General features: G+C 65.9%; 30 protein-coding genes, 1 tRNA gene and 1 pseudogene. 24 read left to right on the forward strand and 8 right to left on the reverse strand.

Translation table 11 applies throughout. From position 1 onward, the window contains the following. Positions 1–45: 45 nt before the first annotated feature. From N4G47_RS13085 to N4G47_RS13095, 3 genes are read right to left on the reverse strand one after another with little or no spacing between them, the layout of a single operon-like run. Positions 46–564 (reverse strand): hypothetical protein, encoded by a 519-nt coding sequence (locus tag N4G47_RS13085; protein WP_475287626.1) that lies wholly within the window; start codon positions 562–564, stop codon positions 46–48. Continuing rightward, on the reverse strand, positions 521–775 hold the full coding sequence (locus tag N4G47_RS13090) for a hypothetical protein (RefSeq protein WP_475287627.1): 255 nt from the start codon (positions 773–775) through the stop codon (positions 521–523). Before N4G47_RS13090 ends, N4G47_RS13085 begins: the two co-directional genes overlap by 44 nt. Continuing rightward, positions 772–1,137, reverse strand: a complete 366-nt coding sequence (locus N4G47_RS13095) for a hypothetical protein (protein WP_153855843.1) — start codon at positions 1,135–1,137, stop codon at positions 772–774. Before N4G47_RS13095 ends, N4G47_RS13090 begins: the two co-directional genes overlap by 4 nt. A gap of 355 nt (positions 1,138–1,492) precedes the next feature. Here N4G47_RS13095 and N4G47_RS13100 point away from each other — a divergent pair, with 355 nt between their 5' ends. Continuing rightward, entirely contained in the window at positions 1,493–1,708 is a 216-nt protein-coding gene (locus N4G47_RS13100) for a hypothetical protein (RefSeq protein ID WP_475287629.1), read from the forward strand. Between the two features lie 17 nt (positions 1,709–1,725). Here the strand turns inward: N4G47_RS13100 and N4G47_RS13105 are convergent, their stop codons facing one another. Further along, positions 1,726–1,959, reverse strand: a complete 234-nt coding sequence (locus tag N4G47_RS13105) for a hypothetical protein (RefSeq protein WP_475287631.1) — start codon at positions 1,957–1,959, stop codon at positions 1,726–1,728. A 101-nt stretch (positions 1,960–2,060) separates the two neighbouring features. On the opposite strand from N4G47_RS13105, the gene N4G47_RS13110 reads away from it, so the two are divergent. The 23 genes from N4G47_RS13110 (at position 2,061) to N4G47_RS13220 (ending at position 12,893) form a co-directional block, all read left to right on the forward strand. Beyond that, positions 2,061–2,744 (forward strand): LexA family transcriptional regulator, encoded by a 684-nt coding sequence (locus N4G47_RS13110; RefSeq protein WP_475287633.1) that lies wholly within the window; start codon positions 2,061–2,063, stop codon positions 2,742–2,744. 28 nt (positions 2,745–2,772) lie between these two features. Further along, positions 2,773–3,219, forward strand: coding sequence for a hypothetical protein (locus N4G47_RS13115; protein ID WP_475287635.1), 447 nt, complete (start codon positions 2,773–2,775; stop codon positions 3,217–3,219). A gap of 159 nt (positions 3,220–3,378) precedes the next feature. After that, positions 3,379–3,729, forward strand: coding sequence for a hypothetical protein (locus N4G47_RS13120; RefSeq protein ID WP_475287637.1), 351 nt, complete (start codon positions 3,379–3,381; stop codon positions 3,727–3,729). Beyond that, on the forward strand, positions 3,726–3,974 hold the full coding sequence (locus N4G47_RS13125) for a hypothetical protein (protein WP_475287639.1): 249 nt from the start codon (positions 3,726–3,728) through the stop codon (positions 3,972–3,974). Before N4G47_RS13120 ends, N4G47_RS13125 begins: the two co-directional genes overlap by 4 nt. After that, positions 3,971–4,249, forward strand: a complete 279-nt coding sequence (locus N4G47_RS13130; RefSeq protein WP_475287640.1) for a hypothetical protein — start codon at positions 3,971–3,973, stop codon at positions 4,247–4,249. The genes N4G47_RS13125 and N4G47_RS13130 overlap by 4 nt, the downstream gene beginning before the upstream one ends. 121 nt (positions 4,250–4,370) lie before the next feature. Further along, the gene (locus N4G47_RS13135) at positions 4,371–4,652 is read left to right on the forward strand and encodes a hypothetical protein (protein WP_475287642.1); all 282 of its coding nucleotides are present in this window, start codon (positions 4,371–4,373) and stop codon (positions 4,650–4,652) included. Next, positions 4,642–4,872 carry a hypothetical protein gene (locus tag N4G47_RS13140; protein WP_475287644.1) on the forward strand — a complete coding sequence of 77 codons (231 nt, stop codon included), beginning with the start codon at positions 4,642–4,644 and terminating at the stop codon, positions 4,870–4,872. Before N4G47_RS13135 ends, N4G47_RS13140 begins: the two co-directional genes overlap by 11 nt. Before the next feature lie 160 nt (positions 4,873–5,032). Then, positions 5,033–5,551, forward strand: coding sequence for a hypothetical protein (locus N4G47_RS13145; RefSeq protein WP_475287646.1), 519 nt, complete (start codon positions 5,033–5,035; stop codon positions 5,549–5,551). A gap of 91 nt (positions 5,552–5,642) precedes the next feature. After that, entirely contained in the window at positions 5,643–6,185 is a 543-nt protein-coding gene (locus N4G47_RS13150; protein WP_475287648.1) for a hypothetical protein, read from the forward strand. 82 nt (positions 6,186–6,267) lie between these two features. After that, complete coding sequence (locus N4G47_RS13155) at positions 6,268–7,206, forward strand: hypothetical protein (RefSeq protein ID WP_475287650.1); 939 nt, start codon at positions 6,268–6,270, stop codon at positions 7,204–7,206. Positions 7,207–7,214: 8 nt separating this feature from the next. Further along, positions 7,215–8,135 (forward strand): phage recombination protein Bet, encoded by a 921-nt coding sequence (gene bet / locus N4G47_RS13160; RefSeq protein WP_475287652.1) that lies wholly within the window; start codon positions 7,215–7,217, stop codon positions 8,133–8,135. Continuing rightward, the gene (locus N4G47_RS13165; protein ID WP_475287653.1) at positions 8,132–8,911 is read left to right on the forward strand and encodes a lambda exonuclease family protein; all 780 of its coding nucleotides are present in this window, start codon (positions 8,132–8,134) and stop codon (positions 8,909–8,911) included. Before bet ends, N4G47_RS13165 begins: the two co-directional genes overlap by 4 nt. Further along, the gene (locus N4G47_RS13170; RefSeq protein WP_475287655.1) at positions 8,908–9,123 is read left to right on the forward strand and encodes a hypothetical protein; all 216 of its coding nucleotides are present in this window, start codon (positions 8,908–8,910) and stop codon (positions 9,121–9,123) included. Before N4G47_RS13165 ends, N4G47_RS13170 begins: the two co-directional genes overlap by 4 nt. A gap of 13 nt (positions 9,124–9,136) precedes the next feature. After that, entirely contained in the window at positions 9,137–9,340 is a 204-nt protein-coding gene (locus N4G47_RS13175; protein WP_475287657.1) for a hypothetical protein, read from the forward strand. After that, the gene (locus N4G47_RS13180) at positions 9,337–9,609 is read left to right on the forward strand and encodes a hypothetical protein (protein ID WP_475287658.1); all 273 of its coding nucleotides are present in this window, start codon (positions 9,337–9,339) and stop codon (positions 9,607–9,609) included. The genes N4G47_RS13175 and N4G47_RS13180 overlap by 4 nt, the downstream gene beginning before the upstream one ends. After that, positions 9,606–9,899 carry a hypothetical protein gene (locus N4G47_RS13185; protein WP_475287660.1) on the forward strand — a complete coding sequence of 98 codons (294 nt, stop codon included), beginning with the start codon at positions 9,606–9,608 and terminating at the stop codon, positions 9,897–9,899. Before N4G47_RS13180 ends, N4G47_RS13185 begins: the two co-directional genes overlap by 4 nt. Further along, positions 9,896–10,321: a hypothetical protein gene (locus N4G47_RS13190; protein WP_475287662.1), complete on the forward strand. Its 426-nt coding sequence runs from the start codon at positions 9,896–9,898 to the stop codon at positions 10,319–10,321. Before N4G47_RS13185 ends, N4G47_RS13190 begins: the two co-directional genes overlap by 4 nt. Then, positions 10,314–10,463: a hypothetical protein gene (locus tag N4G47_RS13195; protein ID WP_475287664.1), complete on the forward strand. Its 150-nt coding sequence runs from the start codon at positions 10,314–10,316 to the stop codon at positions 10,461–10,463. The genes N4G47_RS13190 and N4G47_RS13195 overlap by 8 nt, the downstream gene beginning before the upstream one ends. Further along, a complete protein-coding gene (locus N4G47_RS13200) occupies positions 10,460–11,161 on the forward strand; it encodes an HNH endonuclease family protein (protein ID WP_475287666.1) in 702 nt (233 codons plus the stop codon). Before N4G47_RS13195 ends, N4G47_RS13200 begins: the two co-directional genes overlap by 4 nt. Further along, the gene (locus N4G47_RS13205) at positions 11,142–11,396 is read left to right on the forward strand and encodes a hypothetical protein (RefSeq protein WP_475287668.1); all 255 of its coding nucleotides are present in this window, start codon (positions 11,142–11,144) and stop codon (positions 11,394–11,396) included. Before N4G47_RS13200 ends, N4G47_RS13205 begins: the two co-directional genes overlap by 20 nt. Continuing rightward, positions 11,383–11,577: a hypothetical protein gene (locus N4G47_RS13210; RefSeq protein WP_475287670.1), complete on the forward strand. Its 195-nt coding sequence runs from the start codon at positions 11,383–11,385 to the stop codon at positions 11,575–11,577. The genes N4G47_RS13205 and N4G47_RS13210 overlap by 14 nt, the downstream gene beginning before the upstream one ends. An 11-nt stretch (positions 11,578–11,588) precedes the next feature. Next, positions 11,589–11,789 carry a hypothetical protein gene (locus N4G47_RS13215; RefSeq protein WP_475287671.1) on the forward strand — a complete coding sequence of 67 codons (201 nt, stop codon included), beginning with the start codon at positions 11,589–11,591 and terminating at the stop codon, positions 11,787–11,789. Positions 11,790–11,795: 6 nt separating this feature from the next. After that, on the forward strand, positions 11,796–12,893 hold the full coding sequence (locus N4G47_RS13220; protein WP_475287674.1) for a tyrosine-type recombinase/integrase: 1,098 nt from the start codon (positions 11,796–11,798) through the stop codon (positions 12,891–12,893). 82 nt (positions 12,894–12,975) lie between these two features. Here the strand turns inward: N4G47_RS13220 and N4G47_RS13225 are convergent. From N4G47_RS13225 to pheT, 4 genes and pseudogenes are all read right to left on the reverse strand, one after another. Further along, a tRNA-OTHER gene (locus N4G47_RS13225) sits at positions 12,976–13,051 on the reverse strand. Positions 13,052–13,119: 68 nt separating this feature from the next. Continuing rightward, on the reverse strand, positions 13,120–13,476 hold the full coding sequence (locus N4G47_RS13230; protein WP_005410431.1) for a MerR family transcriptional regulator: 357 nt from the start codon (positions 13,474–13,476) through the stop codon (positions 13,120–13,122). Then, a complete protein-coding gene (locus N4G47_RS13235; RefSeq protein WP_005410432.1) occupies positions 13,457–13,756 on the reverse strand; it encodes an integration host factor subunit alpha in 300 nt (99 codons plus the stop codon). Before N4G47_RS13235 ends, N4G47_RS13230 begins: the two co-directional genes overlap by 20 nt. Before the next feature lie 27 nt (positions 13,757–13,783). Further along, positions 13,784–16,164 (reverse strand): annotated as a pseudogene (gene pheT, locus N4G47_RS13240) (phenylalanine--tRNA ligase subunit beta). Between the last annotated feature and the right edge of the window lie 44 nt (positions 16,165–16,208).

The raw sequence follows: 16,208 nt of genomic DNA on the forward strand, positions 1-16,208 counted from the left end.
TCGGTAGCGATCTCGCGGATGCGGTCGGCCTTGCGGGCCTTCAGGTCAGCCTTGGCGCCCTCCCCTGCCCCTTGCCCTGGCCCTGGCCCGCGGCGTCGCCGAGCAGGTCCACGCCAGCGGCGTTGGACGAATCCGAGCGTAGCGAGGATAGATCTTCTCCTTCCCTTCCTCTCCACTCCCCTCCACTCCATTCCCTTCCGGGGGTGAGGACTCGTCGAGCCCTCGCCGAGCATCACCCGAGAACGGCGGATGCTTGAACGTGGGGCGGTCAATTTTCTGGTGCTTCCGCCAGCCAGTGACGTGCAGATATTCCTTGTCACCGTTGGTATAGAAGGCGATCAGCGCGTTCGACGACAACTCGTCGAGCATTCGCTGCACATCCGACGAGCCAATGTCGTCTCCGGGGAAGATTTCGGCCTTCACGGTCTTGGCACTGGCCACGTGGTTGCCGGCGTCATCGCAAAAATTCCAGAGGCCGATGAAGAGCAGCCGAGCCATCGGCGAGCATTCCATCACCTGCTCACTGGACCAGAACTCGGGCTTGATAGAGCGGATCCTGGCCATCAGCGCGCCCCTGCGTAGCGACACCGATGCGCTGCTCCATGACCCGCACCTGCTCGGGGGAACGGGCCAGCACCGAAGCGCGAAGCTCGCTCCACAGGCGCCGCAGCGCCGCGCGGTCGCCGCAGGACCGGGCAACCCTCATGGCAGCCGCCAGCTCGCGGATACGGCGCTCGCGCTGCTGGTCGGCCAAGTTGATCGTGTGGGCGGTCATGGCCACTTGATCCCCAGCTTGGCGAGCGTCCCGCTCAGGGCAGAAAGGTGCTGGTGCAGCTCGGCCAGCGCCTCTGCCGTCGCTGCTTCGGGGGTGACCAGGTAGCGCTCGATCAGGTAGTGGACCGGCGACACGTCCTTGGTCGTCTGGATGTAGCGCTCGAGGTCGTCGATGGACAGGCCACGCGGCTTGCCGCCGCTGTCGCAGCCGGCAAGCTTCTCGCTCAACTTCGAAGGGGCCATGTCCAGCTGACCGGCCACAGCCGTCAGGCCGGCGCCGCGGTGGACCATCGCCGCCATGTGGTCACGGAGCGTCGGGTTGCGGGTCAACCCGTCTTCATAGGTAATTTGCTGACTTTTCATGCAGTTATCCCGTGGGTGGGAATGCGGGGGAAGACGTTTTCCCCTGCGTTCCCCTGACTGGTTCTGAAAATGGCCGCATCCCCAAATCGGAGTGCAGCCTGTGAAAAAGACTCAGCCGGCGTCGGCCGACGTACTGACGCTCACGCCCATGTGCGGAAAGCTCTTTGTCCTGAAGAAGGTCGGGGACCAGGTGCAGGCCAGGCCCGCTCGGGTGCCGGTGCCGAAACCGCCCGGTGCGCCCAGCGTGGTGATCCCCTTCCCTGCCCGACGAGCGGTCGGGGCCGACCGTTGAAGCCTTCCCCAGCCTGTGTAGCGTCGGCCTGCGACACCGACCGAACCCACACAGGAGTTACCAATGCGACAAGCCCAATCGACCCGCGCCGCGGAGCGTGCCCAGCGAGAGCGCCGAGAGCTGCAGCAGCAGCTCGCCGAGATCGAACAGATGTGCGCTGGCACCGCCGCGCAGACAGAGCTGCTGGAGGAACTTCGCCGGATTGCCAGGAACGGGCCGCGAGCCGACGCGAGGAAACTGCTCGCATCAGTACTGCGCGTGCTGGCGCCCCTGCAGTAGCGCCGCCGGCGTACATGTCAGGCGGCGGCCCCGGTTTCCGGGGTCTGCTGCTCAATGTCGCCGGGCGCCGGACCGAACACGTCGGTTCGGGTCACCCGCGTGTATGGCGGGATACCCCGGTACTTCCAGTTCTGTACGCGCTGCGTGCCCTTGGGCATCGCGAAGCCCAGTCGTCGGGCCACTTCGGCGGGGCCACCGAGCTGGTCAATCAGCTCGGAATCCTTGTGCATGGTCGTGGTTGGCTGGTTCATGCCAGCGATTAAACGCCATGTTTATTGTACAGTCAACATGACGTGTAACAACGCCATGTTTAGCCGCAGGACAATGCCCTATGGCTGAAATGCATTCCTCGATGAAGCGGCTCTACGCCGCCGCTGCCCAACTCGACTCGCCGATTCGCGGTCAGTCGGCCGTCGCGCGGGCCCTGGGCCAATCGCCGCAAACGCTGAAGAACTGGGAAAGCCGGCCGACGGGCGTGTCTGCAGCCGGCGCGAACAAGGCGCAGCAGATGCTCGGCATCAGCTCCACCTGGATTCTTGAAGCCCAACCCCCAATGCTGATCGGTGGACCCTCGCCTGTCTCCACTTCTGCGACGAAAGATGACTATGTTCGCGTTCAGCAACTGGACGCGGAGGCAGGCATGGGTGAGGCAGTGGAGAACGTCGACTACCCAGAGGTGATCCGGGCGATCGATTTCGAACCCGGCTACATTCGGAGCATTGTTGGTTTCGTGCCAGCACCAGGCCGGTTGAGGCTCATCACTGGTAACGGCGACTCCATGCAACCTGTCATCCAACCGGGGGATGCCGTGGTGGTGGATACCGGCATCACTTCCTTCGACGGCGACGGGATCTACCTCATCAACATGGGTAACGGGCAGCAGATCAAGCGATTGCTGGATCGCGGCGTGATTCATGTTGCCAGCGACAACAAGAGCTATGGCGAGCCTTTCCCGATGCCTGCCGGCACGCTTATTGGGGGAAGGTGTACCTGCGCAACAGGATCGAGCGGTTCAACTAGGGGTTTCACCACTTGAAGGGGGAGTTGTGAAGGAAAAACTATGGATGGTTCTTGGGCTGCTGCTTTTTGTCGGCGTCGGTCTCGCGGCCTTCTTCTTCACTGGCGCCTTACTCAATCTGCTCCTATGGGTGAGCAACCGTGGTGCGAGCTGGCTGCTCCTCGCCTCCACTGCCTATCTAGTTTTCGGGCTGTTCGTGCTACTGCCACTCGCGGCATTCCGCGGGACCAGGCGATTTGCGGGTGGAGGCATGTCCGTTGGCAAAGGCCTGTTTGGCCTGACTCTGTGGGTGCTATGCATTGCCCTGACGTTTGCCAAATGGGGCAAGGTGGTGACGATCGTCGGTCTACTGATTTTCGGCGTCGGCATCCTCCCAATGGGCATCGTTGCTGGATTCCTCACTGATCCTTGGTACGGCGGGTTCATTCCGCTAGCGCTGATCGCCCTGTACTTCGGCGCGGCCGCCGCCTCGCAGCACTTCCTAGAAGATTGACCCGGTTCGCTGCTCACTCAAACCCCGCCACGGCGGGGTTTTTTGTTGCCTACGGGCAAAACTTTACACACCCGCGTTAAACATGGTGTTGACTTACGAATAAACGCGGTGTTTAAATGCCTCCCGTCGGCCCACCCGGGCCATATGACGGGGTTCACCATGGCACTGCAGCCATACAGCGACAGGGCACGTAGCGCCCAGCGCAACTGGGACAACCAGGAAGATCCGCGCCACGAGCAGGAACACCTTGCCGAGCAGGCGGTGGAGCTGGCGCGGACCTACCGCACCGACCCGGACAAGGTCCGCGAGGCGGAGGAACTGACGGCCGGCACGTTCACGGACACGCATTACACCGAGGTGTCGCTGGCGCTGTACCGCCTGCACCACACGGACCCGGCCGACCTGATGGGCTCGGGCGCGCTGGAGGATCTGTACCGGCTCGCCCGGGACGAGGCCGCGGCGATCGACGGGCGCCTGCTGGAAATGGCCCTGCAGCAGGTGGCGGCATGAGCGCCCCTGTCGATGTGCTGGCGGTGCTGAATCTTCGCGTGCACTACGCCCTGCGCGATTGCCGCAACCATCGCGCATACCTGCGTATGCGCAAAGAGCGGCCATTCCAGTTCGCAGCCTCACAGGGATACAGCTACAGCCCTGGGGTGGCGCTGGGCGAGTGCCAGAATCATCTTGTCGTTCTCCGTCGCCAGATTCAGGGCGTACGCGCCGCCCTCGCCCGCGTCAAAGGCGGTGCCGCATGAGCGCCAAGACTCTTGCGTGCCCGATCTGCCTCGACCGCCCAAAGGCGATGCGGCGCTGGCACGACAAGCACAACCGTGCGGCCAACCACCTGAAGTGGCAGGTGCAGTGCAAGGGCGGATGCCTCACTTCCCTGGGCGGATATCGCGCGGAGGCGGTGACCCTCTTCAACTGCGCAGTGACGGAGAAGCGCGAACAGATGGCCGCAGCTGCGCCGCGCATGACGCTGCGGCGCTTCTTCTCGCTCGTGTGGCACGGCGTAGGCGGTGCCCGATGACCGCCGCCGACCGCGAGGCGCACTACAAGGCGGTGCTGCTGACCGTGAGCTACGGCGTGGCCTTCTGCATGGGCGTCGCGTTCGCCGTCGTGGTGCAGGCGGTGCTGTCGTGAGCGGCATCGTGGCAATCCTGACCGACGCGCTGGAGGACTGCGAGTGGCTGCTCAGAAGCTCGGTCAAGGTGATGGAGGTCAGCCCGGAACAACTGCGCCGGGTGATCGCCGCCGTCACCGAACTGCAGGCCGCCGCACACGCATCCCTCGCAGCCCGCGACCTTGCCGACCAGCTGGCCGCCGACAACCGCCTGCGCGCCGCCTTGGCCGCGTGCGAACCCACCGACACCGATAGCAACCGCGAGGCCGTGGACGGCCTGTGCGTGGAGGAAATCAACGATGAGCAGTAGTGCGTGGCCGAACTATCGGGAGATGACCGCCGAGCAGATGCTGGCGTGGGGCCTGGAGGTATCCGAAGCCCGACAGGCAGACCTGCGGGTTCGCACCGCTGAAGGGCTTGCGGCCGCGCAGGCGAATGCCGAAGCGCGGCGCAAGCTGATCGGAGCGAGCCGCAGCGCCGCTGCTTCGATGGTGATCGACGCGAATCGACACGCGCGCAGGAGCCGCTGATGCGCTTCCTGACCTTCTTCGGCTGCCGCAGCTGGCGCGACTTCGCCGCTGCCCTCGCCTGCTATGCCATCACCGCCGCGCTCGCAGCCGCCCTGTGCTGGCCGCTGGCCTGGTCCTGACTTCCCGCCGGCGCGGCCGGCTCCTACGAGAGGCACCACCGATGTTCCAGCTCGAAAAGCACGATGCGGAGTTCTCGCATCTGAACCTGCGGAAGGAAAAGCACGGCAACGAAGACGCAGCCGCGGCTGACCTGAAGTTCTCGCTGAACGCCCCGAACACGATCCTCAACACCATCGACCCGGCCATCCTGCCGGCGTTCTGGAAGAAAGCCGACAAGGGCCAGCAGCAGAACCTGCCTATGGAAGGCAGCACCGACCTCGTGGCGCTGAACCTGCCGCTGCTGGGCGAGCAGGACATCACCGGCAAGTTCGAAGGCTACGAGTTGTCGATCGGCTCGCTGATGGACCACATCGAGCCGGTGTTCTTCGCCGATGCCAAGGTGAAAAAGATCACCTGGAAGCCGCTCGAAGGCGGCAGCGTGGCCATGGGCTTCACCGTCTCGGTGCTGCTGGACGAGGACGAAGACGCCGAGCTGATCTCTGCATGGCGCCGCGGTGAGGTGCGTCTGACCCTCACGCCGCCGAGCGCCACTCCGCAGCAGGCCGATCTGGCCGCGTAACCCATTCCCCCGCCCGCCCCCTGCGGGTGCCTGCGCCGGCCAGGCCTTCCACAAAGCCGGCATCTATCCAACGAGAGAAAAGGGATTTGCCATGTTGAACATCAACGAAGAAGAACTGAAGGCCGGGATCATTTCGCAAGCCGCAGACCAGATCGTCAGAAACGATGAAGACCTGTCCGGCATGGTTGCGAAGGAAGTGGCCAAGCGCATCAACGCCATCTTTGTCGATCGCGTGGAAGCGCAGATCCAGGCCGCGATCGATGCCGCAGTGAACAACGCGTTCGATGAAGAGTACCAGCGCGTTACGCAGTGGGGTCAGCCCGAGGGCCCGTCGACCACTGTCCGCAAGCAGCTGGAGAAGATCGTCAACGGTTACTGGGCCGCCAAGGTGGATGCCAAGACTGGCAAGCCCTCCAGCAGCGACTACAACAGTGTCACCCGCGCCGAATACCTGATGACGACGATCTGCGCCGAGGACTTCAGCGCCGCGATGAAGCAGAGCGCACTCAACGTGACCGGCGCCCTGAAAGACGGCCTGCGTAACCAGATCGGGCAGCAGATGGACGTGATCCTCAACGAGCTTTTCCGGGTCAAGAGCCTGCAGGACCAGGGCAAGGTCGAAAAGCCCTACTGAACGCCGCAAGGACGCACCCGCCCGCCCGGCGGCGGCTCCGAAAGCCGGGCACCTCATTTCATGTCGAGAAAAAGGAACTGCCATGTCCGAAGCCCTGATCCCGCTCGAATCTGTCAACGCCGTCGAGGTGTTCACCGGCGGCGGCCTGGACGACCTGCTGGCCCGCATCCGCGCCGAGGCCGTCACCCTGGTGCCGAACGTCAAGACCGTGGCCGGCCGCAAGGAAATCGCCTCGATCGCCTACAAGGTGTCGCGCTCCAAGACGGCCATTGATGACGCCGGTAAGGCGCTGGTGGCCGACCTGAAGAAGCAGACCGGAGACATCGACTCCGCCCGCAAGAAGGCCCGCGACACCCTGGACGCGCTGCGCGACGAGGTACGCAAGCCGCTGACCGACTGGGAGGCAGAACAGGAGCGCATCGAGCGCGAACGCGTGGAGGCCGAGGAACGCGCCCGCGCCGAGGCAGAAGCGGCGCGCCTGGCGGATATCGCCCGTCGGGAAGAAGAGATCCGAGCCCGAGAGGAAGCCGTGCGGGTCGCCGAAGAGGCCGAGCGCCAACGCGTCGCTGCCGAGAATGCCGAGCGTGAGCGCGTCCAGCGTGAGGCCCGCCTGCAGGCCGAGGCCGCCGAGAACGCGAAGCGCGAGGCAACTGCCGCCATCGAGCGCGCCGAACGTGAGGCCCGTGAAGCGAACGAGCGCGCAGCCCGTGAAGCCGCCGAAGCCGAGCAGCGCGAGAAGGACGCTGCGGCCCGTGCAGAACGCGAGAAGGCAGAAGCCGTAGCGGCCGCCGAGCGCCGCGCCAGGGACGAAGCCGACCGTGCCGAGCGGGAACGCCAGGCGCGGGCCGACGCCCAGCGCAAGGAAGAAGAAGCCCGCGCCGCCGACGTCGAACACCGTCGCGCGATCAACCGCGCCGCGATGGCCGCGCTGATCGCCCAGGGCATCAGCGAAGCCGATGCCGCCACCGTCATCACCGCCATCGTGCAGGGCAAGGTCCCGGCCGTGGCCATCCGCTACTGAGGCACCCCATGAACCAGATGACCACCCGCGCCGCCGCCGGCGAACTGATTACCGAAGAACAGGCCGAAGCTATCCGCACGGCCCTGAAAACCAGCCTGTATCCCGGTGCCACTGATGAATCGGTGGACATGGTGCTGGCCTATTGCCGCGCCGGTGGCCTGGACCCGATGACCAAACCCGTCCACATCGTTCCCATGTGGGTGCCGGAGAAGAAGCAGGGCAACCGGGTCATCAGCCCGGCAGGCATGCGCGACGTCATCATGCCCGGCATCGAGCTGTACCGGACCAAGGCGCACCGCACTGGCGAATACGCCGGCCAGGATGAAGCCACGTTCGGACCGATCGTCGACGAGACCCTCAACGGCGTGCGTGTTCGCTACCCGGAATGGTGCAGCGTTTCCGTCTACCGCCTGGTGAACGGAAACTCTGTGCGTTACACGGGCAAGGTGTACTGGCTGGAGAGCTACGCGACCGCCAAGCGCGACAGCGACGCACCGAATGTCATGTGGAAGAAGCGCCCCTTCGGGCAGCTGGAGAAGTGCGCTGAAGCATTGGCCTTGCGCAAGGCATTCCCGGAGGCTGTGGGCGCCCAGCCGACCGCCGAGGAGATGGAAGGAAAGGCCATCATCGATGTCGAATCGGTGCGCGAAGAGCGCCGGTCCTCCACCGCCGGCGCCATCACCCGCCAGCAGCCGGCCGATCCGCAGGACACCCCGGAACGGCAGGCGCTGTATGCCAGCCTGCAGGAATTCGCCGAGTGCGGCATCGAGGAATACCAGGGCGCCTGGGGCCGCCTGTCCAAGGAACAGCGCCAGCTGATCGGCACCGCCGGCCACGAAACCCTGAAGGGCATCGCCGACCGTGCCAGCGCCACGGACGTGGAGGATGCCGAGCAACAGTCGGCAGCCGATGAAGAGGTGCCGCTGTGATCGTCATCGGGTGCGACCAGGGCAGCGAGGCGTGGCACCGCGCCCGCGCCGGCATCATCACGGCCAGCATGTTCGCCACCGCTCGTTCTCGCGTGGGCGAGCTGACCGAGCAGCAGCGCACCTATGTGGACGCTGTGCTGTCCGGCTTGGCCGAGAAAACCGCCATGGAGCGCGCCGGCTACAAGGCCGTGCCGCGCTCGGCCATCATCGAGAAGGCCATCGCCGGTGAGCCGATCGGCGATTTCAGCGAGGCATCCAAGAACTACGCCTTTCGCCTGGCCATCGAGCGCATCAGCGGCGAGCCGTTGGACGAGGGTTTCGAGACGTTCGCCATGCGCCGCGGTCACGAGCTGGAGCCCGAAGCCCGAGCCGAGCATGAGGTGCAGTCCGGACTCCTGGTGAAGCGCGCCGGGTTCGTCCTGAGCGACTGCGGCGACTACGGCTGCTCGGCGGACGGCTTCATCGGCGAGGACGGCGGCAGCGAATACAAGTGCTTCATCAACCCGGAAAAGCTGCGCGCCTTCCACATCGACAACGATGCGAGCGAGGTGTTCGAGCAGGCCCAGGGTTGCATGTGGCTGACCGGCCGGCAGTGGTGGCACATCGGCCTGTACTGCCCGGCGCTGGCCGCCGTGGGCAAGCAGCTGTGGTGGCGCCGCTTCGACCGCGACGAGGCGTTCATCGCAAAGCTGCGTGCTGACCTGGAACCGTTCCGCCAGATGGTGATCGGGTTCGAGCAGAGCCTGCGCGCCGGTGACCACCAGGAGGCGGCATGAAGGGCCTCGATTACGACTATCCCCACGTGGGCACGAAGCGCGGCGGCAACAACCGCGCGCGGCAGTTCGATCACGTAATCGAGGGGAAGCGCGTCACGACCATGGAAGTGGCCGCGGCGCTGGGCCTGTCGAAGAAGCGGGCAGCGGCACGGCTGAAGCTGGGCCCGTTCCCTCTGACCTGGGCCGGCCTGCGCGGAGATCCGCCGGCATGAAGACCTGCACGAAGTGCGCGGCCCGGCTGCCGCTGCGGTTCTTCCCCTCATCAACGGCAAGGCCACCGCCGCGTGCGCGCCCTGCCGCAACACCGAGCGCCGCCTGCGCGACCCGCTCCCTGCCCCGCAGCAGAACCCGCTGCAGGTGCGCCTCAACAACACCTTCAACCTGTGGCACGGGCCAGTGCGCCGCGTGCCGCTTCGGAGCCACGCATGAACGACGAGCAGGAGAAGCGCGCAGAGCAGCGCGGCTATGCCAAGGGTTACGCGGCCGGGAAGCGCCCACGTGCGAAGGAGGTCAGCTACGAGCATCAGCGGCAGCGGGATGCTGCGCGGTTTGATCGCTTCATGTGTGCGGCGGTGACCGGACTCATCGCCTACGGCGGCTGGAAAAGGGGCGACAAGCCCGACAGGTCGCCAGCGGATTTCGCCGCAACGGCAGCTGATATTGCGGCCGCACTGATGAAGAGGGGGCATCGGGCATGACCCACCACCGCTACGACCGCCGGCTGCCGAAGCGCACCGAGGGCTTCGCCTGGGGCCGGTCCATCGACCGCGTCATGGGCGGCCACGTCCTCACCTACCGCCTGTTCCGCCGCGACCTGAAAGGCGCGCTGCACATCAGCATGCGGCAGTTCGCCCTGACCGATCACCGCTGCTTCATCGCCATGGCGCTGCGCCAGATGCGCAAAGACCTGGCCGCGAAGGTCGACGCCATCGGATACGCCCTCATCGAGGCCGAACTGGTCACCACTCAGCTGCAGGAGGTTGCATGAACACCACGATGGCAGACGGCGCAGCCCAGCGCCTGGTCGCACAGATCGCAGCTGACCTGTTCGGCCAGCCGGGCCTGACCCTGATGGAGCTGGCGGAGAAGGTGAAGCAAGCTCGCGGCAATGATGTCCCGCTCGGCTATGTCCGCGTCGAGGCGATCAAGGCCCTGCGCGAGGACGACAAAGTGACCGGCGTAATGGTCCACGTTGAGGAAAGGGCCGACAGCGTGCCGGTCTACCTCGCCGCCCGCCAGCCGGTGGACCTGGAGCAGCAGCGCGACGCTGCTCGCTATCGCTGGATCCGCGAAGAGTATGACCCTTCGGTCCACGACGACGGATTTGAGCCGATGTTTAGCCTTGGCCCAGACCGTCTGGATGCGGAAATCGACGCAATGATCGACGCCAAGGCGGTGGGCAATGGCTGACCAGCTGCTCACCGCTGCAACGGTCCACCTGCTCGCCCTGGTTGGGCTCCTGCTGGTGCTGGGCGCTCTCTGGCTCGCGCTGCAGGGCTACCGCGCCGCGCGCGCAGGGCTGCGCTGGTGCTGGCGGAGGTACGCAGGATGAACGGGCGCTCCTGGACTGAAGACGAGGACGAGACCCTTCGGCTTAACTGGCCGCGTTTTCCCGCCTTCCTGATCGCGCACATCCTGGGTCGCGGCCGGGCATCCGTGTATCGACGTGCGGCGCAGCTCGGGCTGAGGAAGGCGGCTGACTTCGAGACGCAGCCGCTCGCGCGCCTCTGGAATGGGACGGAGGAACCAGGGTCAGTCGCAGCGCGCTTCAAGCCTGGCCAAGTCCCTGCGAACAAAGGCCTGCGCCGGCCGGGCTGGGCCTCGGGCCGCATGAAGGAGACCCAGTTTAAGAAGGGACGTCCTGCCAGTGAGTCGAGGAACTACGTGCCCATCGGCACGGAGAAGGTCGATCGCAAGCGGAACGTGCTGATGCGGAAGATCACGGATGACCCCTCCATCTTCCCGGTCAAACGTTGGCGACCGGTGCACGTGATCGTATGGGAGGAAGTCCACGGCGAGGTGCCGCCTGGCCACATCGTTGTGTTCCGGCCAGGGCTGAAGACATACGCCGCATCAGAGATCACGGTCGAGCGCCTGGAGCTGGTCACGTTGGCCGAAAACATGCGGCGAAACAGCTTCCACAACCGCTATCCACCTGAAATCAAAGAGTTGATCCATCTGAAGTCCAGGATCACTCGCCGGGTCAACGCACGCACCAAGGAGCAGTCGAATGAAGAACAAGGTCAGTGACGTCCGCGATCACCTGGTCGCCATGCTCGAGCGGCTGGATGACGACAACCTCAGTGCGGAAGAAATGAGCGTGGTGATCGAGCGCGCGAAAACGTCAAGCTTGGTCGCCAGCACGTACATCGGCGCAGTCAAGGTCGAACTCGACGCCATCAGGTTGATGGACGAAACCGGAAAGCTCGCCAACGCCGTATCTGCGCCACAGCATATGCCGGCTCTGCCGCATGGACGCACGTGATGCGCGCCCAGCTCTTCCCCGCGAACCGCGCCGCATGAAGCAGCCGGCCAAGGACGTGCTGCGCGAGCAGCTGGTGGTCGCGGCCGATGAAGTGATCCGCCTGCGCGCTGAGGTACTGCGCCTGCGCGGCGAGATGAACCGGGCCACCGAGCAGCTGCGCGCTGCGCTGGCCACGAACTGAAGGAGACCAGCATGCAACTGATGACCCCCGAGCGGTGGCTGGACCGCTACTTTGAAGAGGGCAGCCGCCCGTCCCTGCAGGTTCTGCAGCGGCTGTTGCGCGACGGAAAGCTGCCCGGCCGCAAGGTCGGCGGCACCTGGTTCATCGACGAACACGAATGGCTCGCCGGCGGCGACGATCTCGTGGCGCGCGTCCTGGCCGATGCGGCGTAACCTGCCATGATGGGACGTGTCCGCAAGCCTGGCCGCCGAGACTGGCCGCAGAACCTGTACGCCCACCGGGACGGTTTCAAGTACCGGCACCCGATCACGCGCAAAGAGCATTCGATGGGCAAGGACAAGGCCAAGGCCTTCGCCGCGGCCAAGAAGCTCAATGCCATGTTGATGCCCAGCAACGACCTGGTATCGAAGGTGCTGACGCCCGGCGAGACGGTGGCTGATGCAATTGTCGTGTTCCGCCGCGATGACGTGCCCGGCAGGAGGTGGGCGCCGAAGACGGCCGAGGTCTACGAAAGCGTGATTCGCCGCATCGAGGCCGGGCTGGGTTCGAAGCCGGTAGCCGACGTGTCGGTGAAGGTGTGCGCCACCTTCATCCGCGAGGTGACCGAATCCGACCGCGCGCGCCAGCAGTTCAGGCTGGTGTTGGGGTGGATCCTCGCCTGCGCGGTGGAAGAAGGCTGGATCGACACCAATCCCGCCTTGGCCACGCGCCGATTCCAGCACGAGCGGAAGCGCGTGCGCCTTACGCTGGACGTCTACCGGGCGATATGGGACAAGGCCGCGCCCTGGCTGCGCAACGCCATGGATCTGTCGCTGGTGACGCTGCTGCGCCGGGAGGACGTGGTGACGGTGAAGTTCACCGACGTGCGCGATGGCCACCTGTGGGTGGTCCCATCGAAAACCGAGGGCTCGACGAACGTTCGGCTACAGATCGCCACCGCTGGCCCGCTGGCGGACCTGCTCAAGCGGTGCAAGGATGACGTGGCTTCGCCGTTCGTGATTCACCGGTTGCCAGAGCGCGCCAAGCCGCAGGACAAGCGCGCCAAGACGCGCACGCACCACACGCAGGTACTGCCCGAGCAGCTGTCGCGCGCTTTCGCCACCGCACGCGATGCCGCCGGCATCACGGGGGACGCGCCGCCAACCTTCCACGAGATCCGCAGCCTGGGCGGTGCACTGCTGCGCGAAACTGGCTGGACCACGGAGCAGATTCAGGCGCTCATGGGACACGGAAACGCATCGATGACCGAGCATTATCTGGGTGGCCACGAAGCGCCCTGGCAGCCGGTCACCACGGGTATCGCGCTGCCGCGATAGTGGTGGAATAGTGGACATGTAGTGACCACAACTAAAAAGGGCCTGCACCGTATGGCGCAAGCCCTTGTTCTTTCGCAGTATTTGGTCGGGACGGCCGGATTCGAACCGACGACCCTCTGCCCCCAGGCAGATGCGCTACCAGGCTGCGCTACGCCCCGACTGATGCTGCGATGTGCCCGCCAGTGCGGCGGGCCGTGAAGTATAGCGGATTACGATGGAAATGGGATCAGCGACGCAACAACTGCAGCACTTCTTCCAGCTCCATGCGCACCTGCTTGATGATCTGGTTGCTCAGCGCCGATTCCTCGCGGGCATCGGGGCCGTCCAGACGCAGGCGTGCACCACCGATGGTGTAGCCCTGTTCGTACAGCAGGCTGCGGATCTGCCGCACCATCAGCACGTCGTGGCGCTGGTAGTAGCGGCGGTTGCCTCGGCGCTTGGCCGGCTCAAGGCTGGGAAACTCGGTTTCCCAGTAGCGCAGGACGTGCGGCTTGACGTCGCACAGCTCGCTGACCTCACCGATGGTGAAGTAGCGCTTGGCCGGTATCGGCGGTAGTTCGCGGTTACTGCCCGGATCCAGCATAAGCTTCCACCCGCTCCTTGAGCTTCTGGCCCGGACGGAAGGTCACCACCGTACGGGCGGAAATCGGAATTTCCTCGCCGGTCTTGGGGTTGCGACCCGGGCGCTGGTTCTTGCGCCGCAGATCGAAATTACCGAAGCCCGACAGCTTCACCTGACGTCCCTGTTCCAATGCTTCACGCAGCACATCGAAAAACGCGTCGACGAATTCCTTGGCTTCCCGCTTGTTCAGACCGACTTCGTCGAACAGCTTTTCCGCCATCTCCGCCTTGGTCAATGCCATTGCCTGCTACCCCCGAGTGCTGCCCGCTCAGCCGCGGATCCGGGCGTGGTGTTCACGCTCGATGGCGGTGACCGCCTCGGCCACCACCGCATCCACGTCGCGGTCCGTCAGAGTGCGCGACTTGTCCTGCAAAATCAAGCCCATAGCGAGACTCTTGAATCCCGGCTCGACGCCCTGGCCGACATACCGGTCGAACAGGTTCAGCTCGCGCAGCAGCGGCCCTGCGGCCTGGCGGACAGTGGCGGCCAGGTCGGCCCAGGCCACCTGTTCAGGCACCAGGAACGCCAGATCGCGGCGCACCGCCGGGAAGCGCGACAGCTCGCCGGCACGCGGCAGGCGGCGGGCGGTCAACGGCTCCAGGTCCAGCTCGAAGGCGTACACGTCGGCTTCGATGTCCATGGCCTTGGCCAGGCGCGGGTGGACCTGGCCGATCCAGCCGATCGCCACGCCATCGCGGAACACCTCGGCCGAACGCGCCGGGTGGCCATAGGCACGCGCCGACGGGCGGAACTCCAGCTGCGCACCACTGGCAGCGGCCAGCGACTCCAGGTCGCCCTTCAGGTCATGGAAATCGACCTTGCGGGTCGGCAGGCCCCATTGCACCGCCTGCGCATCACCGCAGACCGCCGCGGCCACGCGCGGGGTTTCCAGCGGCGCGGGCTGACCGTCTCCGGCCTGCTGGGCGAACACCCGACCGATCTCGAACAGGCGCACGCGGCCGAGCTGGCGGGCGGCATTTCGGCCCAGCGTGGCGACCAGGCCCGGCAGCAGCGACGGGCGCATCACCGCCAGTTCCGCCGACAGCGGGTTGGCCAGCGGCACCAGCCCGTCACGCAGCTGCCACTGGGTCAGCAGCGCGTCGTCGACGAAGGCGAAATTGACGGTTTCCTGCTGGTCGCGGGCGATCAGCTGGCGGCGCACGCTCAGTGCGTCCAGCTGGGTCTCGCTCGGCATCGCCACGCGGGCGGCACCGCCCGGCAGCGTGGTCGGAATCTGCTCGTAACCGTGGATACGGGCCAGCTCTTCGATCAGGTCTTCTTCAATGGCGATGTCGAAGCGGCGGCTCGGCGCGGCCACCTGCCAGCCCTCGGCAGTGGCCGCCACGTCCATGCCCAGCGCGCGCAGGATGCGCTCGACTTCGGCATCGTCGATGGTGATGCCAAGCACCCGGGTGATGCGCGCGCGGCGCAGCACGATCGTCGCCGGCTGCGGCAGATCGACCTCGCGCACGGCCTCGGTAACCGGCGCCGGGGTGCCGCCGGCCAGGTCCAGCACCAGGCGGGTGGCGTATTCGATGGCGGTGCGCGGCAGCGCCGGATCGACGCCACGCTCGAAGCGGTGGCCGGCATCGGTGTGCAGGCCCAGCTTGCGGCCGCGCCCATGATCGCGGCCGGCGCAAAGTGCGCGGCCTCCAGGAACACGGCGGTGGTGGCATCGGTGACGCGGGTGTCGAAGCCACCCATCAGGCCAGCCAGGCCGACCGCACGATCAGCGTCGGTGACCACCAGGAAGCTGTCGTCCAGCGTGGCATCACGGCCGTCCAGCAGCTTCAGGGTCTCGCCCGCGCGCGAACGGCGCACCGCGATGCTGCCCTGCAGGGTGCCCAGGTCATAGGCATGCATCGGCTGGCCCAGCTCCAGCATCACGTACTGGGTGATGTCGACCAGCAGCGAGACCGGGCGCACGCCACTGCGGCGCAGGCGCTCGGCCATCCACAGCGGAGTCGTGGCGGCGGCGTTGACGCCTTCGATGACACGGCCGAGGTAGCGCGGCGCTTCAGCGCCGGCATCGAGCTGGATCGACAGCTCACGGCTGCCGACCGGCGCAATGGCGTCAGCGGCGAATTCCAGCACTTCGCTGCGGGTGGCTGCGGCGACGTCGTAGGCGATGCCGCGCAGGCTGAAGCAGTCGGCGCGGTTCGGGGTCAGCTTGATCTCGATGCTGGCATCGGGCAGGCCCAGGTACTCGACCAGGGTCTGGCCGACCGGCGCATCGTCCGGCAGTTCCAGCAGGCCGGATGCATCGTTGTCCAGGCCCAGCTCCTTGGCCGAACACAGCATGCCGTTCGATTCGACGCCGCGCAGCTTGGCCGGCTTGATCTTCAGCTCGCCGATCTGCGCACCGACCATCGCCAGCGGCGCAACCAGGCCCGGGCGCGCATTCGGCGCACCGCAGACGATCTGCAGCAGCTCGCCCTGCCCGGCATCGACCTTGCACACCTGCAGGCGATCGGCTTCGGGATGGCGCACCGCTTCGACGATGCGTGCCACGACCACGTGATCGAGGCCGTCGCCGAGCGCGGTCACTTCTTCCACTTCCAGGCCGATGGCGGTCAGCACCGCGCTCAGCTCATCGCGCGAGGCGGAGGTCGGGACGTGGCTGCGCAGCCAGTTTTCGGAGAATTTCATGGTGTCACCCTGGTGGGCCCGGCGCATGCGCCTGGGCCTGCGAA

It is taken from the genome of Stenotrophomonas sp. GSD10, assembly GCF_056172695.1.